The sequence below is a fragment of the Rhizobium sp. SAFR-030 genome (assembly GCF_059415005.1).
Genome location: NZ_JBPFDO010000002.1, coordinates 710,727 through 735,127 on the forward strand (window position 1 = coordinate 710,727; position 24,401 = coordinate 735,127).

Consider the following 24,401-nt stretch of genomic DNA (forward strand, 5'->3'; position numbering starts at 1 on the left):
TCCTTGTAACCGCTGCTTCGCTCGCGCCGAACTTCCAGCATGTGACCTTTGGCGCGACCTGCGGCGAGCACATCAACCGGGAGAAGCAACATGATCAGCCACCGTTCCAGCACCGTCGGTGCCATCCTTCTGGGTCTCGCCATGACGGCGGGCGTCGCCCAGGCTCAGACCAGCCCTGCGCCGATGAAGACGGACACCATGAAGACCGACACGATGAAGACCGACACCATGAAGGCGGATCCGATGAAGTCCTCCGGAATGACGACCACCGCCGGCACCAAGACGGACTGCATGCATAAGGCAGGCATGGAAAAGAACAGCATGAAGAAGTCCGAGATGATGAAGGCCTGCGATACGATGAACTGATCCGGTCCGTGTCGTAGGACCTCACGCTAACGTCACCGCGCCGGCGATCTGATTGCCGTTACCGGCGCGGTTCTTTGACAAGACTATGAGCTGGTGTCGATCTTTCCTGCCGTTGCAGATTTCAGCGTCGAGTTGCGGGTGCAGCCTCCCATAAGAAGCTGGAACATTAGCTGTTTCTCGCGGTTCTTCGGTTGCTATCCAACGGAGAACTCTCATGACATTACGTCTTTCGAGCAGCGCTGCGGCAGCGGCCCTGTTGCTGTGCCTGGCTGGTACCACGCAGGCACAGGAAGCGCCGAAGCCGGCCGCGGAAATGCAGGCCGTACTCGACAAGCTGCAGGCTCTCGATGCCAAGCCCTTCGCCAGCCTGACGGTAGCGGAAGCCCGCACGCAGGCAAGCGCAGCCGACGCCGCCCGTGCCATCCAGTGGGACAAGCGCATTTCCAGCAATCCTGATGCGCAGGTGACGACGCGCGACATCGCGATCCCCACAAAGCAGGGAAGCATCGCGGCGCGCGTCTACATTCCCGGCGGCGAGGGCCCGTTCCCGGTGGTCGTTTACTATCACGGCGGTGGCTTCGTGGTCGCCGACATCAATGTCTATGATGCGACGCCGAGGGCGCTGGCGCTGAACACCAACGCCATCGTGGTGTCCGCCGAATATCGCCACGCACCGGAACACAAGTTTCCGGCTGCCCACGACGATGCCTGGGCCGCTTATCAGTGGACGGTCGAGAACATCCACGAACTGAATGGCGACGCTGACCGCATCGCCGTGGCCGGCGAGAGTGCCGGCGGCAACCTGGCTGCCAACGTGGCGCTGATGGCGAAGGAAAAGAAGGCCAAGATGCCGGTGCATCAGCTGCTGGTCTACCCGATCGCCGGCAACGACATGAACACGCCGTCCTACCAGGAAAATGCCGAGGCCAAGCCGCTCGGCAAGGCCGACATGGAGTGGTTCGTGAAGAACAGCACGACCTCGATGGATCAGGCCGCCGATCCGCGCATCAACCTGAACGGTCGCTCCGATCTTGCCGGTGTGGCGCCGGCGACTGTCATCCTCGCCCAGATCGATCCGCTTCGGTCGGATGGCGAAACCTATGCCGCCAAGCTCAAGGATGCCGGCGTTGCCGTCAACTCGAAGATTTTCCCCGGCGTGACCCACGAGTTCTTTGGCATGGCCAAGGTCGTGCCGGCCGCCAAGGACGCAATGGATCTGGCCGTGGCCGATCTGCAAACTGCATTCGGCAAGGCCAACTGAGGAGCCTCACGATGAAAAACATCATTTCCACTTCGTTCGTCGCGGCCGCGCTTCTTGTCAGCGGAGCCTCGCTCTCCACCGCCAAGATGCCGGCCAAGGCGGACACCGCGGCCCCGGCGATGAACATGGACAAGGGATCCTTCGTCAAGCAGGTCCAGAGCTCCAACATGTTCGAGATCGAATCCAGCAAGCTGGCCCAACAGAAGGCCCGCGATGGAGACGTGAAGGAGTTCGCGCAGCAGATGATCAAGGATCATACCAAGGTCGGCAAGGACTTGAAGAGTGCCGCCAAGGTGGATGCCGACGGCATGCTCTCGCCCAAGCACGCCGCCATGCTGGAAACGCTGAAGGGCGCCTCGGAGCAGGAGTTCCAGCCGCTCTACATAGAGATGCAGAACGTCGCACATATGGAGGCCGTCACGCTGTTTGCGACCTATGCCAAGGGCGGCGACGATGACGCCACCAAGGCGTTCGCGAAGAAGACGCTGCCGACGCTCGAAATGCACAAGATGCACGTGGCGAAGCTCGTCGCTGCGCATTGATGGAGAGAAGACAGCGTCCCTTCGCAGGTCGCTGTTCCTCACAAGAAGAACCCGGCCATACGGGGTATGGCCGGGTTTCGAAAGCGGACAGGTTTCCGCTGTAAATCAGGTGCGAACGGTCGTTGCCACGTCGACGCTTGCCTTGATGGCGTTCGAATAGGGGCAGATGCCGTGCGTGGTTTCAGCCAGTTGCTGGGCTTCCGCTTCCGCCATGCCCGGCAGGTAGACGTCGAGAGCCGCGGTGATGCCGAAGCCGCCTTCCGAGCGGGGGCCGATGCCGATGGTCGCGGTGACCGTCGAGCCTTCCGGCACCTTCGTCTTCAGCTGCTGTGCGCCGACGCGCAGGGCGCCGAGGTAGCAGGCCGAGTAACCGAGTGCGAAGAGCTTTTCCGGGTTGGCACCGTCGCCGCCCGGTCCGCCAAGTTCCTTCGGCACGACCAGCTGCAGTTCCAGCGTGCCGTCGGCGAGTGCCGTCTTGCCATCACGGCCGCCGCCGTTTGCGGTTGCAGTTGTCTTGTACTTTGCATCAACAGACATAGGTGCTTTCCTTGTGTGAACGATGATCGATTTCTATAGTTCGTGATCTTATAGCACGCAATCTATTGGTTGATCATCCGCCTGTCAACGCCTTGCAATTATATTTTGCGCAATATATATCCCGCTCATGGACACACCGCATCAGACATACGACGAGCTTGGTCTTGACCGCATGCTGTGCTTCTCCGTCTACAAGGCGGGGCAGGCGTTCAATCGCGTCTACCGCGCGGCCCTTGAGCCGGTCGGGTTGACCTACCCGCAATTCCTGATCATGCGCCTGCTTTGGGCAGATGGTTCTCTGTCCGTTGGTGATATCTGCGAACGACTCGGTCTCGACACCGGTACCGTCACGCCGATTCTCAAGCGGCTGACGGTGATGGGGCTGGTGAAGAAGGAGCGGCGTGCAGCCGACGAACGGCGCGTCGACATTTTCCTGACCGAGCAAGGCCGCCGGCTCGAAGTTGCATCCGAATCGGTGACGCGCCACGTCACAGAGGCAATCGGCATGGATCGAAAGACGGCGGAAGAAACGCTGGCGACGATCAATCAGCTGACCGCCAATCTCAGTGCCGTCCGCAACGACTGACGCCGGTCCGCATCTCTTTTCCGGTATTTCTTCAAAAGAACTGGCTGTGTGCGAGACGGATGGCGTCCACCGTCGCCAGCGTCCCGGTCAGGTGCCGTCGCACGACGTCTTCCAGCGCCGCAATGCGGCCATGCCGCAGGTGGTCGACGATCTGCGTATGTGCCGCAAGGATAGTTCCTGCCTTGCCGGGATCCATCAGGTTCAGCTTGCGCAGCCGGTCGATATGGCCTGATCTCGACTGGATCAACGTCCAGAGATTGGGAACGCCAGCGCCTTCGAACATCGTTCGGTGAAACTGCCGGTCGAGCAGGGCGAATTGGCCAAGATCCGTATCCAGGGTGCTCTCCTGCTCGGCCACAAGCTGTTGCATTCTGTCGAGCGTCGCCTGCGGCCGCGTTGCCGCAAGCGCCCGGACGACCTCCAGCTCAAGCGACATGCGCAGGAACTGCGTTTCGCGTGCCTGGCCGATGTCGATCCGCGAGATCTCGGTCCGCGATTGCGGATAGACGAGAACCAGTCCTTCCGTCTCCAGCATCTGCAGTGCATCGCGCACCGGCGTCTGGCTGACACCGTAGAAGAGCGCGATCTCGCTGCGCGAAAGCTGGGCGCCCGGGACAAGGTCGAGCGAGATGATGCGATCGCGCAGCAGGTCGTAGACCTGGCGGGAGGTCGATATCCGCCGGGTGGGCGGGGCGGCGGGTAAAGGCAGCGTATCCATGAGGTCTCCGTGGCATCGAATATAGCGCGCGGGAGGAGAACAAGAAACTGATATATAAGCCCGTTGACCAACTGATGTTTTAGTTTATCAATCTGTGAACGGGAGCGTTCCCGGCTCATGGGCTTCGGAGGAGGGTTCCGTGATCGATCCTCGCGTCGCATCGACCGGCATCGCTATCCCATCGCCGCACCAGCCTGCGTCGCACCACCGTCGTTGCCGATCGCGGTCCGACTGCATCAGGTCCCGGCTCGGGCGAGGCTCCACCACCCATCGGACATCATCATGAAGCAGCGCAAGACTTACGACCAGCTCCGCTCGGCGCGCTGGATGGTTCCCGACGACCAGCGTTCCTTCGGTCACCGCTCTCGCACCATGCAGATGGGCTACGATCCGATCGACTGGGAAGGGCGTCCGATCATCGCCATCCTCAATACCTGGTCGGATGCGCAACCGTGCCACATGCACTTCAAGGATCGCGTCGAATGGGTGAAGCGCGGCGTGCTGCAGGCCGGTGGCTTCCCGATGGAGCTGCCGGCACTGTCGCTGTCTGAGAACTTCGTCAAGCCGACGACGATGCTCTACCGCAACATGCTGGCGATGGAGGCGGAAGAGCTGCTCCGCTCGCACCCGGTCGACGGTGCGGTACTGATGGGTGGCTGCGACAAGACAACGCCTGGTCTGGTGATGGGGGCGCTCAGCATGGGGCTGCCGTTCATCTATCTGCCGGCCGGTCCGATGCTGCGCGGCAACTGGGCCGGCAAGCATCTCGGCTCGGGCACGGATGGCTTCAAGTTCTGGGACGAGCGCCGCGCCGGGACGATTTCCAAGGAGGAGTGGCAGGGCATAGAGGGCGGCATTGCGCGGTCCTACGGTCACTGCATGACGATGGGCACCGCCTCGACGATGACGGCAATTGCCGAGGCGATGGGGCTGACGCTGCCCGGCGCCTCGTCCATCCCGGCCGCCGATGCAGGGCACCAGCGGATGTCGACGCAGTGCGGGCGACGTATCGTCGAGATGGTCTGGGAAGACCTGACGCCGGACATGATCGTCACGCCGGCGGCCGTCGAAAATGCGGTGACCGTGGCCATGGCGACAGGCTGCTCGACCAATGCCATCATCCACCTGATCGCCATGGCGCGCCGCGCCGGTATTCCGCTGGAACTCGACGACCTTGACCGCATCGGCCGCACGACGCCGGTAATTGCCAACATCCGCCCCTCGGGCACGACCTATCTGATGGAGGACTTCTACTATGCCGGCGGTCTTCGGGCCCTGATGAAGCAGCTCGGCGACAAGCTCGATTCCTCGGCGATCACCGTCACCGGGCGGCCGATCACCGAGGGGCTGGACCTCGTGAAGGTGTGGAACGACGACGTCATCCGGCCGCTCGACAATCCGGTCTATCATGAAGGCTCGCTGGCCGTGCTGAAGGGCAACCTCTGTCCGGATGGCGCGGTCATCAAGCCGGCGGCCTGCGATCCGAAATTTCACCGGCATACGGGGCCTGCACTGGTTGCCGACAGCTATGCTGAACTGAAGACGATCATCGATGACTCCGACTACCCGCTGACACCCGACACGGTCCTGGTGCTGCGCAATGCCGGTCCGCAGGGCGGGCCGGGCATGCCGGAATGGGGCATGATCCCGATGCCGAAGGCGCTCCTGAAACACGGCCTGCGCGACATGGTGCGGCTCTCCGACGCGCGGATGTCCGGCACCTCGTTCGGCGCCTGCGTCCTGCATGTGGCGCCGGAGGCCTATGTCGGCGGGCCGCTGGCGCTCCTCAAGACAGGCGATATGGTCGAGCTCGATATTCCGGCGCGAAGCCTCAACATGCTGGTGCCGGAGGCGGAGCTGGAAGCACGCCGCGCCGCCTGGCAGGCGCCACCGCCGCGTTACGGGCGAGGCTACGGCGTGATGTTCTCCAAGCATATCGAGCAGGCCGACAAGGGCTGCGATTTCGACTTCCTGAAAACCGAGTTCGGGCCGCGCGTCGACGAACCCGCCATCAACTGACAAACAAGCCGGAGACGACGATGACCGAGTACGTGCTTTCGACGGAGACCCGCGCCAAGCTGATGAAGGTGTCGACGGCGTCGGTCGCCACGGCGCTTTACAAGCGCGGGCTTCGCAACCAGTTCATCCAGAACGTTTTCCCGATCGCCTGGAAGGGCAGGAACATGGTCGGCCAGGCCTTCACGCTGCGCTATATTCCGGCGCGCGAGGATCGCAATCCGATTACCGTCTTCCGCAAGGCGGATCATCCGCAGAGGGTTGCCGTCGATACTTGCCCGGAAGGATCGGTGCTGGTGATGGACAGCCGCAAGGACGCGCGGGCGGCCTCTGCGGGGTCGATCCTCATCACCCGGCTTGCCATGCGCGGCTGCGCGGGCGTCGTCACGGATGGCGGTTTTCGCGATGCGGAAGGGATCGGCCGTCTGGACATGCCCGCCTACCACCAGCGGCCCTCTGCGCCGACCAACCTCACTCTGCACGAAGCGCTCGACATCAACGTGCCGATCTCGTGCGGCGATGCGCCGGTCTTCCCGGGCGATGTGCTGGTCGGTGACGGCGACGGCGTGATGGTCATTCCGGCGCACCTCGCCGACGAGATCGCCGAGGAATGCCAGGGCATGGAGACGTTCGAGGATTTCGTGCTGGAGCAGGTCCAGGCCGGCGCCTCGGTCATCGGCCTCTATCCACCGACGACCGAGGAGGCGCAGGCGGCCTACGATGGCTGGAAGGATCGTAACGGGCGGTGATCTTTCCAGGCCTGGACGGAAGTTAGCCGAACAGTGCCTTGGCCAGCGCCGAGGCCTCGACGGGCTTTTCGCAGCGCTTGACATTGGCGTGCTGGGCCGGAATGGCGGCCTGGTCATATCCAGTGGCGAACACGTGCGGCACGCCCCGGGCCGCGAGCACCTCGGCGACGGGAAATACCATCTCGCTCCCAAGGTGGACATCGAGCACTGCCGCATCGATCTGGTGTGCATCGATCAGTTCGAGCGCCCGGGCGACGTTGGACGCCGGCCCAACGACCTCGGCACCTTCGGCGGTCAGAAGACGGGCAGTGTCCCGCGCAATGAAGTAATCGTCTTCCACGAGAAGCAGGCGTTTGCCGCTGAAGTGCTGCGTTTCTGTCATCCACCCGATCCTTTCCGTTTGGCGAGAGGCAGGTCGATGGTGCATCGCAATCGACCATCGCCCAGTTCAAAGCTGGTTTTCGCCCGAAGGCTGTAGGGGAGTGCGTGCTCGATCAGTTCGCGCCCAAACCCTTTGCGCTCCGAACCGCCGGACGGGGCTGCGAGGGTCAACCCTTCCTCCAGCCATTCCAGAAGCAGCCGCCGACCTTCGCCCTCGACGCTGGAGGTCGTCCAGGTGATCCGGAGAGAGCCGTCCGGCGCCGAGAGCGCACCGTATTTGCGGGCGTTGGTTGCGAGCTCATGCAGCGCCAGCGCCAGCGTCTGGACGACCGAGTGCCGCAACGGGACCGCGGGGCCGGACATCACCAGGCGCTCGCTCGCGACCGCACCCAGCGCATCGAGCTCCATCTTCACCAGTCCACCGATCGTGATCCGCTCATCCTGCGCCTGGGAGAGCAGACCCTGAACCCGCGAAAGTGCTGAGAGGCGATCGCTGAATTCGGTCCTGAAGGCTTCCGTCGGACCCGTATGCGCCATGGTCTGGGTGGCGATAGAGCGCACCACTGCGATCAGGTTGCGGGTCCGGTGCTGCAACTCGGCGACCAGCACCTTCTGCGTCTCTTCCCATTCGTGCCGGTTGGTGGTGTCCTGGCCGATCTTGAGGAAGCCGTACGGCGCGCCGTTCTCCTGGCGCAGGAGACGGGTCGAACCTTCGATGAACACCCGCCCTCCGTCCTTTCGGCGGTGCCAGCGTACATTCGGGGCAACGCCATTTTCCATTGCCTCCGACAGCTCCCGTCCGGGCTGACCCTTCGCCACATCCTCCGGCACGAAGGTGATCGCGCTGTCCTGGCCGATGGCTTCCTCGGCGGTCCAGCCGAACACGGCTTCGGCTCCAGCCGGCCAAGTCTGGATGCAGCCGTCGAGATCGGTCGCGAAGATGGCGTAGTCGCGGGCGCTATCGAGGATCATCCGATAGCGTTCCTCACTCTCGCGCCGCGCCAGTTCGCCCTGCTTCTTCTCCGAGATGTCGCGGAAATAGACGGACAGGCCGCCGTCGGCCGTCGGATAGATGCTGACGTCGATCCAGTGCCTGAGAATGAGCGAAACGGTTTCCAGCCGCACGACTTCACGCGCGGAAATCGCCTGCAGGTGCGCCTCATAGGCCTCCGAACCCAGCGCCGCCGGAAACACGTCGAGGAACCTCGATCCGAGCAGCTCCTCGCGTTTCTTGCCCCACACCTCTTCCGCCCGGCGGTTGACGTAGGTGAAGCACAGATCGGAATCGACTGCGTAGAAGGCGTCCGAGATGCTCTCCAGGATCTCCCGGTTCCGCTCGCCGAGCGCCAGGATCTCGGCCTGGACGCGTCGTTCTGCGGTGACGTCCTGAACGATCGTGATCCCGCCGATGATCGCGGCACCATTCTTCACGGGTACGGCCGAGACGCGGAGCCATCGCTCGTCGCCGTCTGACACGCGCTTGAAGTCGGTCGGCAGGCTCGCATCCTCGCCGCGCAGGGCGCGCACTCCGGGATATTCTTGAAGCGCGATGGGGCGGCCAGCCGCATCGACGCCCTGCCAGTGATGCCCGCCGGCCTCGTCTTGAGAGGGGATGAAGTCGCCGATCAGATGCTGCAAATGCGGGTTCTTGAGCTTGATCCGGCCGTGCTCATCGAAGAGAGCTACGCCCATCGGCACCTGTTCGATCACGCCGGCGAGCGTCGCCTCGCTCTCGCGAAGGGCGGCTTCCGAGCGAGCCCTCTCGACAGCCGCCCAGGTTCGCTCGGCGGTTTCCTCGACAAGACCGATTTCGCCCGCCGTCCACTTGCGTCGAGCCTTCTGGGTCACGAGCAGGACGGCGGCTAGCCTGCCTTCCTTGACCAGTGGTGCGGCGATCAATGCGCTGATTGCATCGCCACGCCGGCCGGACCTGTGCTCGTCGGGCACCGCTGGATCGATGCTCGTGTCGGCAACCGCCCAGGTCCGGCCGGCAGTGAGACCTGGGATCGTCCACTCTTCGAGCAGGCAATGCGTGCTGGAACCGGGCTCATCCGGATGATGCCACTCCCCGCCGACGATGTAGCGTCCGGTCGTTGCGTCCAGTTCGTCGTAGCAGACGGTGCTGGACTGAAGGTGCTCGCCGAGCAGCCGTGCGGCCTCCTCCTGAATCCGGCGCGGCTCCGACACGGATCGCAGCTCGTCGCTCAGCCGCAGCAGGAATGTCTGCCGTTCCTGCTGCTGCCGGCGATCTGTCACGTCACTTCCGGCACCGAACCATTCGACGATCTCGCCGTCCGCCCCGAGAATGGGAACGGCACGCGAAAGCGCCCAGCCGATGCTGCCGTCGGGGCGCCGGATGCGGTGCTCGAGCTCGAACACGCTCTTGTTGCGAATTGCCTCGTCGATGGCTGTGTTGACGAGATCCTGATCGGCGGGAAGGATATACTCTATCAGCCAGGCCCGGCCCGATCCGACGTCCGGCGCGGCAGCACTTCCGTCTTCGAATTCGTGCATCTCGGCCCAATCGGCGCTCATCCGGTAGGACAGGTAGGAACTGGCCTTGTTGAGCGCCCGGAGCAGTTGCTCCGAGTTGCGCACCGCGGCTTCGGACCGGACCCGATCGGTGGTGTCCATGCCGCTGGCAATGACGCCGAGGATGTCCCCACTGTCGCCCCTGATCGGCGTCCAGCCGCCGGTGAAGCGCCTCTGCCGGGATCCGCCGTCGCCGGAGGGCAGCAGCATCGCCTCGTCATCGTAGTCGAAGGCTTCGCCGGTGGCGAACATGCGGTCGCGCGCGGCACGCAGGCGGGTGGCGGATTCGACGAAGTTCTCCAGCAGCGGCCGTCCGAGTGCGGCCGGATGGCGGTGTCCGTAGCTGTCGATGGCGCGGTCGTTGTAGATCTGCAGGAGATCTGGCCCCCAGCCCACCGCTGCCGGAAACGGCATGTCGAGGACCAGTTCGATGGCGTGCCTCAGCCGGTCCGGCCAGGCGTTGACCGGACCGAATGGCGTCGCACTCCAATCATGCGCCCGAATGCGCTGCGCCATCTCGCTTTCGCCGATGGGCCAGGCTCCGACCCGAGACATTGTTTCCATCGGCGGACATCCTACGATCTGCTATCGTCGGTGTTCCTAACCAGAAGCGTCGCCCGGGGTTGCAAAGATCCCCTCGCGCAAATGTGCTGCGGCACGATGTCGCGACGCGCGGGTGCCGGAGTATCTCGATCCTGGATCAGGCCAAGCGACTGGAGATCGATGGATCGTCCGCGGCGCGGGTTCGCGTTTTCAGATGCCGCGCCAGTTGCCCGGCAGCAGCCGAAACGTCGTCGGAATTGTCGATGGAAAGGAAGCCGATCGCTGACGCCGGGCGATCGACCGGGGCGTAGCGAGCGACGCGTGCGGCGATCTCCTGCGGCGTTTCACGCCCACGCGCCGTCAGGCGGTCGATCAGAAGCTCCGGCCGTGCGGTGATCTCGACCACGTCGATGCCGCCGAAGATCCCGGCCGCCAGGTCGAGGGAACGGCGCGACATGTTGGCCACCACCACGTTGCCAGCCTTCAATTCCAAGGCGATCGAAGCCGGCAGCCCGTAGCAGAGGCCATGTGCCTCCCAGCTCAGGCAGAAGTCGCCACGCGTGCGCGCCTCCTGGAATGATGCGACATCCAGCGTGTCGTGATCCTCGGTCGCCCCGTCGGCATCGCGGGTGATGACCCGCCGGGCGAACCGGATGCCTGGGCAATCCTGCAGCGCCTCCCGGGCGAGGGCCAGCAGCGTGTCCTTGCCGGCGCCGCTCGGTCCGACGATGGCGACGAAGATCCCGCGACGATCAGGCAACGCGCGCGCCCTCCCGCCAGACGCCGGCGATGAAGGGCGGCATTCCCGGCGTGGCGCGGACCCGGACGAGGTCGGCGCGGCGGCCGATCTCGATCCGGCCGCGGTCAGTCAGCCGGGCGGCATCCGCCGGATTGGCGGAGACGAGCCTGACGGCGCTCGCAAGATCGGTGATCTGCTTGTCGGCGAGCAGGAATGCTGCCTGGACGAGGCTGAACGGAACGTAGTCGGACGACAGGATGTCCAGCGCCCCCCGGTTCAACAGGTCGAGGGCGGAGACGTTGCCGGAATGCGATCCGCCGCGCACGACGTTGGGTGCACCCATCAGCACCTGCAGTCCGGCCTCGCGGGAAAGCTCGGCCGCCGAAACGGTCGTCGGGAATTCGGCAAGCGAGATGCCGAGCTGCAGGCCTTCCGCGACATGCTCGGCGGTCGCATCGTCATGGCTGGCGATCGAAATGCCGGAGGCGTGGCAGCGCTCGGCGATCAGCCTGCGGTTCTTCGCCGAATTGGCCGCGGATTCGGCGATCCGGCGCTCGCTGAAGGCGGCAAATTCGCTGTCGGACAGCTTCTTCTTGCCTTGATAATAGATGCGGTAAGCTTCGAGGCTGACGAACTGACGCTGGCCCGGCGCGTGGTCCATCAGCGATGCCAGGCGGATCCGGTCGTTGCCCTTCATCCGGTCGAAATGATCGACGACATCGGCGACGGAGACTTCGCAGCGCAGGTGAATGAAATGCTCGGCGCGCAATCTGCCGGCTTTCGAGGCGCTGGAAATGGTCTCGGCCATCGCCGACATTTCTGCTGCACCCAGTTCCGTATCGCCATCCAGCCCGACGCGCAGTGCATCGAAGACGGTGGTGATACCCGAGGTGGCGATCTGTCCGTCATGCGCCTGCAGTGCGGCATCCATGTTCCACCGCACCTTCGGGCGCGGCTGGAAATGCGTTTCCAGGTGATCGGTGTGCAGTTCGACGCAGCCCGGCATGACGTAGTCGCCGTCCAGATCCGTGCCCGAGGCAACGGCGCCGGAGGAGATGTCGGCGATTTTGCCGTCGCGCACCACCATCGAACCATGGACGATCTCGTCGTGGAGGATGATGGCGCAGTTGGTGAAGATCAGTTCGGAAGACATGGGTACGGGACATTCATGAGGTTGGCGAACAGGTCGGAGGCGTCAGATGACGATCTTGCGCAATTGCTGCGAGATCAGGTCCATGACGGTGACTGTCAGCACGATGATGATGATGATGGCGGAAGCCTGGGGATAGTAGAAGCCGCGGATCGTCTCGAACAGCACCTGGCCGATGCCGCCGGCGCCGATCAGCCCGAGAACGGTGGCGGAGCGGATGTTCGATTCCAGCCGGTAGAGCGAGAACGAGATCCACAGCGGCAGAACCTGCGGGATGACGCCGAAGATCACCTGCTGCATGCGCGATGCGCCGGTCGTGCGGATCGCCTCGACGGGACGGGGATCGATGGCCTCGACCGCCTCGGAAAACAGCTTTGCGAGGATGCCGGTGGTGTGGACGAACAGCGCCATGACGCCTGCAAACGGGCCGAGCCCGACGGCGACGACGAACAGCACGGCGAACACGACCTCATGAATGGCGCGGAACAGATCCATTACCCGGCGCACCGGCTGGTTGATCCACCAAGGCGCCATGTTGTGGGCGCTCAAAATCCCGAACGGCACGGAGAGGACGACGGAGAGGAACGTGCCCCAGAGCGCGATCTGGACGGTGACCAGCATTTCCTCGAGATAGTATTGCCAGGTGCTGAAGTCCGGCTTCATGAAGTCGCGGGCGTAGGCAGCCATGTTGCCGCTGTCGCTGAACAGGTAGGTCCAGCGGTCCATTTCAGCGGGCGCCCAGCTGAAGGCGAGCGCTGCAACGACGGCGATCATCAGCAGCATGCTGCGCAGGCTGCTCGGTTGTTTAACGTCTGGCAAAGCCGGTCTCGAGCTTGGGCCGGCGGGGAGAGTTGCGTCGGTCATGGTCATGGTTCCGGTGCCGAGAAAGGGGGGCGGGTCCTTGAACCCGCCCGCGTTTGTCGATGAGGTCAGGTCTTGGAAGCAGCGGCGAGTTCGGCTTCGAACTTCGTCTTCTGCTCGGTCAGCGTCTTGATCTTGGCGCTCTTGGCGTCTGCCGACAGCGTCGCATCGGCCTGCGCCTGGGCGATCGACTTCGACAGTTCCATGACGCGGATCGGCAGGAGTTGCTTGTCGGTCGATGCACGGAACGGTGCCCACTTCAGGCCTTCCAGCACCTTCTTCTCGGCAGCCACGTCACCGGTGGACTTGTCGGTACCGTAGGTCATGAAGAAATCGCGGATCTTCGTCTTGGTGGCATCCGGCAGATCCTTGCGCCAGACGATCGGGTCCGAAGGGATCAGCGGCGAACGCCAGATCTCGCGGATGTTGGCGAAAGCGTCCGGCTTGTTCTGCTTGATCAGCGCCATGTTCTCGGTGTTGTTGGCAGCCGCGTCGACCTGCTTGTTGGCAACGGCCATGGCGTTGGTTTCATGGTTGGCGTTGGTGACGTTCTTGAAGCACTTCTTCGGGTCGATGCCGCGAGCGCCGAACACGAAGGTCATCGGCACCAGGTATCCCGACGTCGAGTTCGGATCGCCGAGACCGAAGTTGATCGACTGGTCGCACTTCAGCACGTCGTCGATCGTCTGGATCTTGCTGTCCTTCGGAACGATGACCACCGACCAGTAGCCAGGTTCGCCGTTCTTCGGCACGCTCTGGACGAACACTTCGCCTTCGGCGCGATCGACGGCTTCCATTGCCGACTTGTTGCCGTACCAGGCGACCTGCACCTTGTTGAAGCGCATGGCTTCGATTACGCCGGCATAGTCCGAGGCGAAGAAGGCTTTGACGTCTAGGCCGGTCTTCTTCTTCATGTCGCTCAGGAGCGGGTCCCAGGTGGTCTTCAGGTTCTGCTGGGATTCCGTCGAGATGATGCCGAAGTTGATGGTAGTCTCCTGCGCCAGCGCAGATGTGGTAATCGTAAGGGCGACAGATACCGTCGCCATGCTCTTGAGGATCGCGTTCATGATTGGTCTCCGGTGATGGATGTGGTCAGGCGTCGATGAGAGCCGGGTGGCGGCTCTGTAACCCCGTGTGTGGTGCGGGAGGCAGTTGCTCCGCCGGAGCATCCGGCAGGACCAATTCTTCGGACGCCGAACCGTAGAGCTCGGCGAGGAAACTGTTGGAAAGCGCCGTCGACGGGCCGTCGAAGACGATCACGCCGTCGCGCATGGCGATCGTCCGCTTGCAGTAGCGACGGGCGTATTCGACCTGGTGAAGTGAGACCAGGATGGTGATGTTGTCCTGGCTGTTGATGTCGGCGAGCACGTCCATGACCCGGCGTGCCGAAGACGGATCGAGCGCCGAGATCGGCTCGTCGGCGATCAGGATCTCCGCGCCTTGCACAAGGGTTCGGGCAATCGCCGCGCGCTGCTGCTGGCCGCCCGAAAGCGTCGAGGAGCGCTGTGCGGCAACCTGCGGGATGCCGACGCGGGCAAGTGCTGCGTGCGCTTTGGTCTTTTCGGCGCGGTTGAACAGTCCGAGCGTTCCGCGCCACTGCGGCACGCGGCCGAGATGGCCGACCAGGACATTGGTGAGCACCGACAGGCGGCCGACCAGGTTGAACTGCTGGAAGATGACCGACACGGCGCCGCGCTTCACCTGCCCGCTCATCCGCCCGGCCTTCTGCGAGGTGCGGCCGAGGATGTCGATCTGACCGCCCCGTCCATCGCCCGTTTCAAGCCCGGCGAGATGGCGAATGAGGGTGCTCTTGCCGGAGCCTGATGCGCCGATCAGGGCCACCATCTCACCGCGTTCCAGCGTCAGGCTGACACCGTTCAACGCCTGGGTCGAACCGTAGGTCTTGGAGAGGTTGGATACCGTGATCGCAGTCATTGTGGAGTTCCTGCTGTGCGCTGTCTGCGGTAGCTTGCGTAGGCTTCGATGATCGTGCCGTGACAGTTCTGTGAAGTTTTTGCGTCACTGCCGGTAACGGTCGAGAAATGCCTCGGCCGAGAGATTGCGGAAATCCTGCAGGGCGTCGTGGATCTGTTCGTGCGACCAGTTCCACCAGGCAAGACTGTCCATCCGCGCGCCGATCGTCCCTTCGAAGCGATTGCGGATCAGCCGTGCCGGAACGCCGCCGACGATGGTGTAGGCGGCGACATCGCGGTTGACGACGGCGCCGGCACCGATCACGGCGCCGTTGCCGACCGTCACACCCGGAAGAAGCGTCGCCCCATGGCCGATCCAGACATCGTGACCAATCGACACCCGCTTGGCACGGCGGGCGGCGAAGAATTCGCTCTCATCCTGCTCGCCCGGCCAGTAGTCGCCGGCGCGATAGGTGAAGTGGTGAAGGCTGGCGCGGTCCATCGGATGGTTGGTGGCATTGATGCGTACGCCGGCAGCGATATTGGCGAACTTGCCGATCGTCGCGCACCAGACCTGTCCGCCCCGCTCGATGTAGGAATAGTCGCCGAGATCGGTCTCCGAGATGCGGCAGCCCTCGGCGATTTCCGTATAGCGCCCGAGCGTGCAGTCGCTGACCCGCGCCGTCGGATCGATCAGCGGCTCGATGGAGAGCTTGGTCATGCGGCGGTCCTCCGGGCAGAAAAGGCGGCGACATCGAGGATCCGCGTCGCGACCGCATCACGCACCGGCTGGTCGTGGAAGATTCCGAGGATCGCCGTCCGGCTGGCGCGCTTCTCGGCGATCATCGCGACCACCACGTCGCGGTTCTCGGCGTCGAGCGAGGCGGTCGGCTCGTCAAGCAGCAGGATCGGGTGATCGGTGATGAAGCCGCGGGCGATGTTGACGCGCTGTTTCTCGCCACCGGAAAAGGTTGCCGGCGGCAGGCCGAACAGGGCCCGTGGGAGATTGAGCCGTGCCAGCATCGTGGCGGCCCGGTCGACGGCTTCGTCGCGTGGCGTGCCGCGGCTGATCAGCGGCTCGGCGACGACCTCCAGGGCCGACACGCGTGGCACGGCGCGCAGGAACTGGCTCACATAGCCGATGCTGTTCTTTCGCAGTTCCAGCACCAGCCGCGCGTCGCCGCTGCCGAGATCCTGCATCTCGCCGGAGGCGCCGTTTCGCACCATGATCTGACCCTCGTCGATGGCGTAATTGCCATAGACCATGCGCAGGATCGAGGATTTGCCGACGCCGGACGGTCCGCCGAGGACGACGCATTCGCCGCTGTGGATCTCGAAGCTGACATTGCGGACGACCGGAAGCACCAAGCCGTCGCGCAGATGCATGGTGAAAGACTTGGCAACGTCGCGAACCGACAAAAGCAGAGTGTCGGCGATCACCGGTTGAGTTTGATCCAGGGTCATCTCAGTTCTCCGGGATCGAGGCGACGAGCAATTGCGTGTAGGCATGCTGCGGATCGTCCAGCACACGGTCCGTCAGCCCCTGTTCGATGATCCGGCCGCTCTTCATGACGATCATCCGCTGCGACAGCAGCCGTGCGACGGCCAGGTCATGGGTAACGATGACGACCGACAGGCCGAGGTCGGTGACGAGATTGCGGAGGAGGTCAAGCACGCGCGCCTGGACCGAAACGTCGAGACCACCCGTCGGCTCGTCCATGAAGATCAGCCGCGGATGGGTGACGAGGTTGCGGGCGATCTGCAGGCGCTGACGCATGCCGCCGGAGAATGTCACTGGCTGGTCGTCGATCCGCTCGGTGCCGATCTCGACGCGCGACAGCCAGTCGCCGGCGGTGCGGCGGATGTCGCCGTAGTGCCGCTCGCCGACCGCCATCAGCCGCTCGCCGACATTGGCGCCGGCGGAGACGCGCATCCGCAAGCCGTCAGCCGGGTTCTGATGCACGAAGCCCCAGTCGGTGCGCATCAGGAAGCGGCGCTCCGCCTCGGATAGTTCGGCGAGATCCGGAAAGCCGCCGTCGCGCATGCGGTAACGGACGCTGCCGGACGACCGTTCGAGCCGGGCCGATATGCAGTTGAGGAGAGTTGTCTTGCCGGAGCCGGATTCACCGACGATGGCGACGACTTCACCGGGCCAGACATCGAACGAGACGTCCGTGCAGCCGATGAAATTGCCATAGCGCCGTTCCAGATCGCGGACGGAGAGGATGGGACCGGTCATGGCTGTTCTCCTGCGGCATGCGGAAGCCCGGAGCCATGGTGGCCCTCGGCCTGGCGCGTCTCGCAATGATCGGTGTCAGAGCAGACGAACATCCGGCTGCCGCGGTCGTCGGTCACGACCTCGTCGAGATAGACGCCGGTTGCGTTGCAGAGCGCGCAAGGCGCGGTAAAGCGCTGCACGGCGAAGGGGTGATCCTCGAAATCGAGGCTGACGACCTTGGTGAACGGCGGCAGCGCATAGATGCGCTTTTCGCGTCCGGCCCCGAACAGCTGCAGGGCCGGCGAGTTGTCCATCTTCGGGTTGTCGAATTTGGGGATCGGCGACGGATCCATGACGTAGCGATCCTCGACCTTCACCGGATAGGCATAGGTCGTCGCGATGTGCCCGTGCTGGGCGATATCCTCGTAGAGCTTCACCTGGATCAGACCGTATTCCTCCAGCCCGTGCATGATCCGGGTTTCGGTTTCGCGCGGTTCCAGGAAGCGCAGCGGCTCGGGGATCGGCACCTGGTAGACGAGGGTCTGCCCGGCGGTCAGCGGCGTTTCGGGGATCCGGTGGCGCGTCTGGATAACGGTTGCCTCGGTGGTCTTGGTCGTCGTCGCGACGCCGGCCGTCTTGGCGAAGAAGGCGCGGATGGAAACCGCGTTGGTGGTGTCGTCGGCGCCCTGGTCGATGACCTTCAGCACGTCGGTCGGACCGAGGATCGCTGCCGTCACCTGCACGCCACCGGTTCCCCAACCGTAAGGCATCGGCATTTCGCGCGAGGCGAAAGGCACCTGGTAGCCGGGGATGGCGATCGCTTTCAGGATCGCCCGGCGGATCATCCGCTTGGTCTGTTCGTCCAGATAGGCGAAGTTGTAGCTGGGCAGGTTCATTCCGCCGTCTCCCCGGCCTGCAGTCGTTGCGCGTCGCCGTGCTCCTGTCGCAGCATGCGCAGGAGGCCAAGCTCGGCCTGGAAATCCACGTAGTGGGGAAGTTTGAGATGCTCGACGAAGCCGGTCGCCTCGACGTTGTCGCAATGGGCAAGGACGAATTCCTCGTCCTGCGCCGGTGCCGTCCGCTGCTCGTCGAACTCGTCGGCGCGCAGCGCCCGATCGACAAGGCTCATCGCCATCGCCTTGCGTTCCGACTGGCCGAACACCAGGCCATAGCCGCGCGTGAACCGCGGACCGTCTTCGCCCTGGTTGCGGAACTGCGAGATCATCTGGCATTCGGTGACGCGGATCGATCCAACGGCGACCGCAAAGCCCAGTTCCGGCACGTCGATCTCGACCTCGACGAGACCGATGCGCGCTTCGCCGACAAACGGATGCGTTCGGCCATAGCCACGCTGCGTCGAATAGGCGAGCGACAGCAGAAAGCCTTCGTCCCCACGGGCAAGCGCCTGTAGCCGCTGGTCGCGATCGACTGGAAAGCTGGTCGGATCGCGGGTCAGGTCGGCGGGCTCCTTGTCCGAGCGCACGTCCGGTTCGATCAGGCCTTCACCGTTCAGGATGTCGGTGACCCGTGGGAATGCCTTGCCCTCAGCAAGTTCTCGCCGTGGCGGCGGATCGACCGGCTCGTCGCCTGCCATGGCGGGATCGATCAGGCGGTGCGTATAGTCGAAGGTGGGCCCAAGAAGCTGACCGCCTGGAATATCCTTGTAGGTCGCCGAAACCCGCCGCTCGATCTGCATGGAACCCGTTTCGACCGGCCGCGAGTAGCCGAATCTCGGCAGCGTCGTGCGATAGGCGCGCAGCAGGAAGATCGCCTCGATGAGGTCGCCGCGCGACTGGCGCACGCACATGGCAGCAAGCTCAGGATCGTAGAGCGAGCCTTCGGCCATCACCCGGTCGACGGCCAGCGACAGCTGCCCCGCCACCTGCGCCAGTGTCAGCGCCGGAACGTCACGATCGCCGCGCCGGCGATCGGCAAGAAGTTTGTGAGCCTTGTCGATGGCGGCTTCGCCGCCCTTTACCGCTACATACATCGGTTTCAGATCTCCCTGATGCGCGTCGTGCGCGGCAAGGCGAGCGCGTCGCCGTTGCAAACGAGGACGAGGTCCAGCCCGAGCGGGTAGGCGGCATGGTTACCTTGAGCCCAGGCGACAAACTCTGGGGCAAGCCCGTCAGGCGCGATCTGGCGGGTCGTCTCGATGCCGGGGCCGGACAGTTCAAGCGGTGTTCCGCCGGTCAGCGACCGCACCGGCAGCAGCAAGGTGGCGGAACGGTCCGGGTAGTTGACCGTGCCGTGGGAAAAATCCTCCCACTGCGCCGGATGGCTGCCTTCGGACAGGACCACCAGTGCGGCTTTGGACGGATCGGACGCGGCGGGAGCGCCGGTATGGAAGGTCAGCCAGGCGGCTGCGTCCTGCGTTGCCTCGCCTTCGAACCAGACAGGGGTGTCGTAGTCGGCAAGCGTCAGCAGGATCGCCGAGGCGGCTGCACCGAGCGGTGCCGGGCCTGCTGCGTGACCGGAGAGCGAAGCCACCGTGCCGGGGCTGGAAAACGCGTCCATGATGGCCCGGAAGACCGCCTGGGACGTATAGACGGGATCGCCGAAGCCGCCGTCAAAGGAAACGTTCTGCATCAGTCTTCTCCCCGCGCGACGGTGAAGAAGTCGACGAGGGTCGCCTCGGTCTCCTCGGCGCGCCGCAGCTTTTCTGCATTGATAAGTTCGAAAGCGGGGCGCAGGATCTCGTCGTCGATGCGTCCGACCCAGGCGTTCAACTGGCGGACGGCATCCAGATGCGCGACGATCTGCGCCTTGCGCTGGTCGCGGCCGAGGATGATCGAATGTCCTACCTCGCCGCTGGCGATCTTGACCGTCGCACGCGTGACACTTGCTTCGCCCAGATTGAATGCGGCGCCGCCGCCACCGGCTCGGCCACGGATCATCACGGTGCCGATCTCCGGCCCGCGAACCGGCGTGACGGCCGGCAGATCGGAGCCGAGCAGCGCGTAACGCTCTGCCAGCATCTCGGCCGGCGCGGCGGCAAGAATGTCGAGCGCCTGTTTTCGACTGAATGTTTCTGAACCCACGGCGGCAAACCTTTGTCATCAACAGCAGAGTTGTCTATTTGTTTAGACAATCGGATATGTTTACGTTATACCCGGTGAATGATGACGATTGAATGACGCGCTGAGGGAAACGGCATGAACGGAACGGATGACGGGATCTCGCGCTGGCGCCGGGTGGCGGACGAACTCCGGAGTGCGGTGTCTATGGGAGAGTTTGCCGATCAACTGCCGCCGGAGACGGAACTGGCGTCGCGCTTCGGCGTCAACCGGCACACGGTGAGGCGTGCCATTGCCGCGCTCTCGGTCGAGGGTTTGCTGCGGGCGGAGCGCGGGCGAGGGACCTTTGTCAACGCCGTCCCGCAGCGGATCGTCTATCCGATCGGAGCGCGAACGCGCTTCTCCGAAAACATGATGCGCCAGTCGCTCGAGCCGTCGGGGCGCCTCATCCAGGCCGACATCGTCGCAGCTGATGCGGCCCAGGCCCGGCTATTCGGCTGCCGCATGGGCGCGCCGCTGCACCGGCTCGAACGGCTGTCGGTGGTCGATGGCGCGCCTCTGTCGCGATCGACGTCCTGGTTTTCGGCCGGTCGGTTCCCGGGCATCATCGCCGCCTATGCCGAGAGCGGATCGATCACCAAAGCATTGCTGCAGGAGGGGCTGGCGGACTACCGGCGGAAGGAGACGCGGCTGACGGCAGAGCGGATCACCGCGCGCGATGCGGAATTTCTCCAGTGCGCTGCCGACAGCATCGTCCTTGTCAGCCGTGCGCTCGATGTCGATGCGGAGGACCGCACGGTTCAGAGCGTGGTGACCCGGTTTTTGGCGGACCGCATGGAACTCGTGTTCGCAAATCCCTCCGGACAGTCCTGAACGATCAGTTACCCGATCAGGCGTTAGCGTCGTTCAGCCGGCCGCCGGCCGAGGCTGCTTTTTCGTCATTGGCGGGTGCGGCGGTCGGCTTGCCGTAGAGTCCGATATTGGCATCGCCCCAGGCCTTCAGCGATAGAAGGATAGGCTCCATGCTCCGGCCGAGCGGCGACAAGCTGTACTCCACCTTCGGCGGCACCTGGGCATAGACCTTGCGCTCGATCAGCCCGTCGCTTTCCAATTCGCGCAGCTGATTGGTCAGCATGCGCGGCGTCACATTGACGATCTGCCTGTGGATCTCGTTGAAGCGCAGCGTGCCGTCGAGCAGGTGGTAGAGGATCACCGACTTCCATTTTCCGTCGATAAGGCCGACGGCGGCTTCCACCGAACAGCCCGGACTACAGTCGAAGCGCGAGTGCCGGACCTTGGCCATCACACTATCCTTTCTGATAGTATTAGCGTTGCTTGTGCGTATTGCAGTTTTCCGAGGCTAGCACATTTTGAGGCGACAACAACTGCCGTCAAAGGAGAAGACGATGAAGGCGATCGGATACAGGATCCCCGGTGCAATCGATCGGGATGATGCACTTGTGGATATCGAACTCGAGCGGCCGCGCGCATCTGGTCGCGACATCCTGGTTCAGGTGGCGGCTGTCGCCGTCAACCCGGCCGACACCAAGGTTCGCCGTAGCGCCCGGCCTGAAGACAATGGCTGGAAAGTCCTCGGATGGGATGCCGTCGGCACGGTCGCCGAAGTCGGACCGGACGTCACAGCGTTTCAACCCGGCGACGAGGTATTCTACGCCGGCGCCCTCGGCCGCCCGGGTGCCAACAGCGAGTTCCACATCGTCGATGAGCGGATCGTCGGCCACAAGCCGAAGACACTGTCGAATGCCGAGGCCGCCGGGCTGCCGCTGACGGCGGTAACGGCTTGGGAAATGCTGTTCGACCGGCTGGACGTCCGCAAGCCGGTTCCGGGCGCCGCGAACGCCATCCTCATCATCGGCGGGGCAGGCGGGGTAGGCTCCATCGCCATCCAGCTGGCGCGGGCGCTGACCGACCTGACGGTGATCGCCACGGCATCGCGCCCTGAGACCCAGGCATGGGTCAAAGATCTCGGTGCTCATCACGTGATCGATCATAACCAGCCGCTTGCTGCCCAGGTGGAAGCACTCGGCATCGGCGCTCCGGCCTTCGTGTTCTCCACCACCGAAACCCACCGGCATCTGAAAGAGATCATCGATCTGATCGCGCCACAGGGCCGGTTCGGGCTGATCGACGATCCGGACGTTCTCGATGTGGTGGGCTTCAAGCGCAAGGCGGTCTCCATCCACTGGGAGCTGATGTTCACTCGCAGCCTCTTCGAAACGCCCGACATGGGCGAGCAGGGCGCGCTTCTGAACGAGGTGGCAAAGCTGATCGACGACGGGCGGATCCGCACCACCGTCACCGAGGTGCTCAAGCCCATCAACGCCGAAAACCTCAGGAAGGCGCACGCGACGATCGAAAGCGGCAGGGCCAAAGGCAAGATCGTGCTGGAAGGGTTCTAACCCTTGTGGCGCGCCGCCCAGGTTGGCGCGCCGCACTCACCGTGCCAAAAGCTGAAAACGATCAATAACGATCATCAAAATGATTGACATTGATCTTCCGTCCATCGATAGTTTGGTCAGTTCAAGCAAGACGAACGGCCACCGATGAAAAGCGACCGCGCTCAAGCCATCCGTCAGTTTCTGTTCTCCAACGGCTCGTCGCAGATCGCGGCGATCGCCGAAGCAGTCGGTGCCTCGGTGCCGACGCTTCGCCGGGATCTGACCCAGCTCGAGGAGCAGGGTGTCATCGTCCGGACCCACGGCGGCGCGCGGCTTTCGGATCATTTCGAGGGCGAGGTGGCGTTCGAGCAGCGCGAGGCGCAGGGGCTGGCGGCAAAGCGCGCCATCGGTGATCTCGCCTATGACATGCTCCAGCCGGGAACCTCGGTATTCCTCGATTCCGGCACGACCGTGCTTCAGCTGGCACGGCGCATCCGGCTTGATCCGCTGCCGCTCAACATCTTCACCAACTGCCTGCCGGCTGCCCAGCTGCTGATCGATGTCGAGGGCGTCAAGGTGACGCTTCTCGGCGGGCATTTGCGCAAGGAGAACTCCTCCCTCGTCGGCCCGCTTGCGGAGGAAATGCTCGACCGCCTGTGGTTCAAGCAGCTCTTCCTCGGCGGCGGCGCGATCGCCGAGGATGGTAACATCTATTCGGTCGACGAGAACGAGTCGCGGCTGAACACGGTAATGCTGAGCCGCGCCGAGCAACGCATCCTGTTGGCTGATTCCAGCAAGTTCGGCGCGCGGCTCACCTACAAGGTCGCGCCTCTGTCGCGCCTGCAGACGATCATCTCCGACAATGGCCTTGGCGCCGAATGGATCGAGCGGATCGAAGCCTTTGGGACGGAAATCACGCTTGCTGCGCTCCAGGACGCGGTGCGGCCATGAGCTTCGTCCTCGGGCTCGATGCCGGCGGCAGCAAGACGATCGCAGCCATCGCTGATCCGACTGGCACCGTGCTTCGCCGATTTGAGGGGCCGAGCCTCGATCCGCACCACGTGTCCGACTGGCAGTCCCTGCTGGCGGGAGCAATTGCCGAGGTTTGCGGCGGCGAAACGCCTGAAGCGGCCGTTCTCGGCCTGCCGATGCATGGCGAGATCGTGTCTCTCAGCCGAGAGCAGCAGCGCGTGGCGGGCACGCTTTTGCCTTGCCCGCATCTCGTCCTCAACGATGTCGAGGTCGCCTATGATGGTGCTTTCACCGGCAAAAGCGGCGTGCTGCTGCTGGCCGGAACCGGAAGCATGGCCTGGGCGAAAGCAGGGGCGACAAGCCTGAGGGTCGGCGGCTGGGGCGATGCGTTCGGCGATGAGGGGTCGGCCTTCTGGATCGGCCGTCAGGCGCTGTCGCTGGCGTCCCAGGCACTCGACGGCCGCAGCCGCGCTCATGATTTCGCCCAGGGCATCCTCTCCGCCTGCGGCTGTACGGCCGAGACACTGATCGACTGGGCCTATGCGCAGCAGAATTCCCGTGCCGGCGTCGGCGGTCTTGCACGGCATGTGGATGCGATGGCCGACAGCGGCGATGCATCCGCAGTCCAGCTTCTCATCGGTGCCGCGGAATTACTCGCCACCCATGTCGAGGCGGCCCGGTTTCGGCTGGCAGATCCGACGCTTGCCTGGTCGCATGCCGGCAGCGTGTTCGGCTCGCGGACGATCACCCACCATCTCGAAACGCTGCTCGGCGCGTCCTCCACGCCGAAGCTGCCACCTGTCGGAGGCGCCATCTGGCGCGCCGGCACCTTGGCGGGCTGGCCGATGGAGGACTTCTTCGCACCGACTGTTTCTGCATGCCTTCAACCATAATAACAGGA

General features: G+C 64.0%; 27 protein-coding genes. 10 read left to right on the forward strand and 17 right to left on the reverse strand.

The features are described 5' to 3' along the window. Positions 1 to 90: 90 nt before the first annotated feature. The 3 genes from ACR65N_RS08930 (at position 91) to ACR65N_RS08940 (ending at position 2,169) form a co-directional block, all read left to right on the forward strand. A complete protein-coding gene (locus tag ACR65N_RS08930; protein ID WP_430307187.1) occupies positions 91 to 366 on the forward strand; it encodes a pentapeptide MXKDX repeat protein in 276 nt (91 codons plus the stop codon). Positions 367 to 580: 214 nt separating this feature from the next. Further along, complete coding sequence (locus ACR65N_RS08935) at positions 581 to 1,627, forward strand: alpha/beta hydrolase (RefSeq protein WP_440456680.1); 1,047 nt, start codon at positions 581 to 583, stop codon at positions 1,625 to 1,627. 11 nt (positions 1,628 to 1,638) lie between these two features. After that, positions 1,639 to 2,169: a DUF4142 domain-containing protein gene (locus tag ACR65N_RS08940; RefSeq protein ID WP_440456681.1), complete on the forward strand. Its 531-nt coding sequence runs from the start codon at positions 1,639 to 1,641 to the stop codon at positions 2,167 to 2,169. Positions 2,170 to 2,274: 105 nt separating this feature from the next. On the opposite strand, the gene ACR65N_RS08945 is transcribed toward ACR65N_RS08940, so the two are convergent. Further along, positions 2,275 to 2,706 carry an organic hydroperoxide resistance protein gene (locus tag ACR65N_RS08945; RefSeq protein ID WP_430307191.1) on the reverse strand — a complete coding sequence of 144 codons (432 nt, stop codon included), beginning with the start codon at positions 2,704 to 2,706 and terminating at the stop codon, positions 2,275 to 2,277. A gap of 127 nt (positions 2,707 to 2,833) precedes the next feature. On the opposite strand from ACR65N_RS08945, the gene ACR65N_RS08950 reads away from it, so the two are divergent. Next, the gene (locus ACR65N_RS08950) at positions 2,834 to 3,292 is read left to right on the forward strand and encodes a MarR family winged helix-turn-helix transcriptional regulator (protein ID WP_430307192.1); all 459 of its coding nucleotides are present in this window, start codon (positions 2,834 to 2,836) and stop codon (positions 3,290 to 3,292) included. Positions 3,293 to 3,323: 31 nt separating this feature from the next. On the opposite strand, the gene ACR65N_RS08955 is transcribed toward ACR65N_RS08950, so the two are convergent. After that, positions 3,324 to 4,010 carry a GntR family transcriptional regulator gene (locus ACR65N_RS08955; protein ID WP_440456682.1) on the reverse strand — a complete coding sequence of 229 codons (687 nt, stop codon included), beginning with the start codon at positions 4,008 to 4,010 and terminating at the stop codon, positions 3,324 to 3,326. A gap of 282 nt (positions 4,011 to 4,292) precedes the next feature. Here ACR65N_RS08955 and araD point away from each other — a divergent pair, with 282 nt between their 5' ends. Both araD and ACR65N_RS08965 read left to right on the forward strand, forming a co-directional pair. Next, positions 4,293 to 6,029 carry an L-arabinonate dehydratase gene (gene araD / locus ACR65N_RS08960; protein ID WP_440456683.1) on the forward strand — a complete coding sequence of 579 codons (1,737 nt, stop codon included), beginning with the start codon at positions 4,293 to 4,295 and terminating at the stop codon, positions 6,027 to 6,029. A gap of 20 nt (positions 6,030 to 6,049) precedes the next feature. Further along, the gene (locus tag ACR65N_RS08965) at positions 6,050 to 6,775 is read left to right on the forward strand and encodes a ribonuclease activity regulator RraA (RefSeq protein WP_440456684.1); all 726 of its coding nucleotides are present in this window, start codon (positions 6,050 to 6,052) and stop codon (positions 6,773 to 6,775) included. Between the two features lie 22 nt (positions 6,776 to 6,797). Here ACR65N_RS08965 and ACR65N_RS08970 read toward each other — a convergent pair whose 3' ends face one another. From ACR65N_RS08970 to phnG, 14 genes are all read right to left on the reverse strand, one after another. Next, complete coding sequence (locus ACR65N_RS08970; protein WP_440456685.1) at positions 6,798 to 7,157, reverse strand: response regulator; 360 nt, start codon at positions 7,155 to 7,157, stop codon at positions 6,798 to 6,800. After that, a complete protein-coding gene (locus ACR65N_RS08975; protein WP_440456686.1) occupies positions 7,154 to 10,252 on the reverse strand; it encodes a PAS domain S-box protein in 3,099 nt (1,032 codons plus the stop codon). The genes ACR65N_RS08970 and ACR65N_RS08975 overlap by 4 nt, the downstream gene beginning before the upstream one ends. A 136-nt stretch (positions 10,253 to 10,388) precedes the next feature. Further along, positions 10,389 to 10,991 (reverse strand): phosphonate metabolism protein/1,5-bisphosphokinase (PRPP-forming) PhnN, encoded by a 603-nt coding sequence (gene phnN / locus ACR65N_RS08980; RefSeq protein WP_440456687.1) that lies wholly within the window; start codon positions 10,989 to 10,991, stop codon positions 10,389 to 10,391. Further along, positions 10,984 to 12,123: an alpha-D-ribose 1-methylphosphonate 5-triphosphate diphosphatase gene (locus ACR65N_RS08985; RefSeq protein WP_440456688.1), complete on the reverse strand. Its 1,140-nt coding sequence runs from the start codon at positions 12,121 to 12,123 to the stop codon at positions 10,984 to 10,986. The genes phnN and ACR65N_RS08985 overlap by 8 nt, the downstream gene beginning before the upstream one ends. 42 nt (positions 12,124 to 12,165) lie before the next feature. Then, entirely contained in the window at positions 12,166 to 12,903 is a 738-nt protein-coding gene (gene phnE / locus ACR65N_RS08990) for a phosphonate ABC transporter, permease protein PhnE (protein ID WP_440456689.1), read from the reverse strand. A gap of 146 nt (positions 12,904 to 13,049) precedes the next feature. Beyond that, the gene (gene phnD, locus ACR65N_RS08995; RefSeq protein ID WP_440456690.1) at positions 13,050 to 14,048 is read right to left on the reverse strand and encodes a phosphonate ABC transporter substrate-binding protein; all 999 of its coding nucleotides are present in this window, start codon (positions 14,046 to 14,048) and stop codon (positions 13,050 to 13,052) included. 25 nt (positions 14,049 to 14,073) lie between these two features. Continuing rightward, positions 14,074 to 14,916 carry a phosphonate ABC transporter ATP-binding protein gene (gene phnC, locus ACR65N_RS09000; RefSeq protein WP_430307203.1) on the reverse strand — a complete coding sequence of 281 codons (843 nt, stop codon included), beginning with the start codon at positions 14,914 to 14,916 and terminating at the stop codon, positions 14,074 to 14,076. Positions 14,917 to 15,000: 84 nt separating this feature from the next. After that, positions 15,001 to 15,615, reverse strand: coding sequence for a DapH/DapD/GlmU-related protein (locus ACR65N_RS09005; protein WP_440456691.1), 615 nt, complete (start codon positions 15,613 to 15,615; stop codon positions 15,001 to 15,003). Next, entirely contained in the window at positions 15,612 to 16,358 is a 747-nt protein-coding gene (phnL, locus tag ACR65N_RS09010) for a phosphonate C-P lyase system protein PhnL (RefSeq protein ID WP_440456692.1), read from the reverse strand. The genes ACR65N_RS09005 and phnL overlap by 4 nt, the downstream gene beginning before the upstream one ends. Position 16,359: 1 nt before the next feature. Next, entirely contained in the window at positions 16,360 to 17,133 is a 774-nt protein-coding gene (gene phnK / locus ACR65N_RS09015) for a phosphonate C-P lyase system protein PhnK (RefSeq protein ID WP_440456693.1), read from the reverse strand. Beyond that, positions 17,130 to 18,008 (reverse strand): alpha-D-ribose 1-methylphosphonate 5-phosphate C-P-lyase PhnJ, encoded by an 879-nt coding sequence (locus ACR65N_RS09020; protein ID WP_440456694.1) that lies wholly within the window; start codon positions 18,006 to 18,008, stop codon positions 17,130 to 17,132. The genes phnK and ACR65N_RS09020 overlap by 4 nt, the downstream gene beginning before the upstream one ends. Then, the gene (locus ACR65N_RS09025; RefSeq protein WP_440456695.1) at positions 18,005 to 19,102 is read right to left on the reverse strand and encodes a carbon-phosphorus lyase complex subunit; all 1,098 of its coding nucleotides are present in this window, start codon (positions 19,100 to 19,102) and stop codon (positions 18,005 to 18,007) included. The genes ACR65N_RS09020 and ACR65N_RS09025 overlap by 4 nt, the downstream gene beginning before the upstream one ends. A 5-nt stretch (positions 19,103 to 19,107) precedes the next feature. After that, the gene (gene phnH, locus ACR65N_RS09030; protein WP_440456696.1) at positions 19,108 to 19,701 is read right to left on the reverse strand and encodes a phosphonate C-P lyase system protein PhnH; all 594 of its coding nucleotides are present in this window, start codon (positions 19,699 to 19,701) and stop codon (positions 19,108 to 19,110) included. Beyond that, positions 19,701 to 20,153 (reverse strand): phosphonate C-P lyase system protein PhnG, encoded by a 453-nt coding sequence (gene phnG / locus ACR65N_RS09035; protein WP_440456697.1) that lies wholly within the window; start codon positions 20,151 to 20,153, stop codon positions 19,701 to 19,703. The genes phnH and phnG overlap by 1 nt, the downstream gene beginning before the upstream one ends. 114 nt (positions 20,154 to 20,267) lie before the next feature. On the opposite strand from phnG, the gene phnF reads away from it, so the two are divergent. Beyond that, positions 20,268 to 21,002 carry a phosphonate metabolism transcriptional regulator PhnF gene (gene phnF, locus ACR65N_RS09040; RefSeq protein ID WP_440456698.1) on the forward strand — a complete coding sequence of 245 codons (735 nt, stop codon included), beginning with the start codon at positions 20,268 to 20,270 and terminating at the stop codon, positions 21,000 to 21,002. 16 nt (positions 21,003 to 21,018) lie between these two features. On the opposite strand, the gene ACR65N_RS09045 is transcribed toward phnF, so the two are convergent. Then, positions 21,019 to 21,432 carry a winged helix-turn-helix transcriptional regulator gene (locus ACR65N_RS09045; RefSeq protein ID WP_440456699.1) on the reverse strand — a complete coding sequence of 138 codons (414 nt, stop codon included), beginning with the start codon at positions 21,430 to 21,432 and terminating at the stop codon, positions 21,019 to 21,021. 103 nt (positions 21,433 to 21,535) lie between these two features. On the opposite strand from ACR65N_RS09045, the gene ACR65N_RS09050 reads away from it, so the two are divergent. The 3 genes from ACR65N_RS09050 (at position 21,536) to ACR65N_RS09060 (ending at position 24,393) form a co-directional block, all read left to right on the forward strand. Beyond that, positions 21,536 to 22,549, forward strand: coding sequence for a zinc-binding alcohol dehydrogenase family protein (locus ACR65N_RS09050; protein ID WP_440456700.1), 1,014 nt, complete (start codon positions 21,536 to 21,538; stop codon positions 22,547 to 22,549). 144 nt (positions 22,550 to 22,693) lie between these two features. After that, a complete protein-coding gene (locus ACR65N_RS09055) occupies positions 22,694 to 23,479 on the forward strand; it encodes a DeoR/GlpR family DNA-binding transcription regulator (protein ID WP_440456701.1) in 786 nt (261 codons plus the stop codon). Then, positions 23,476 to 24,393: an N-acetylglucosamine kinase gene (locus ACR65N_RS09060; RefSeq protein ID WP_440456702.1), complete on the forward strand. Its 918-nt coding sequence runs from the start codon at positions 23,476 to 23,478 to the stop codon at positions 24,391 to 24,393. The genes ACR65N_RS09055 and ACR65N_RS09060 overlap by 4 nt, the downstream gene beginning before the upstream one ends. Positions 24,394 to 24,401 lie beyond the last annotated feature (8 nt).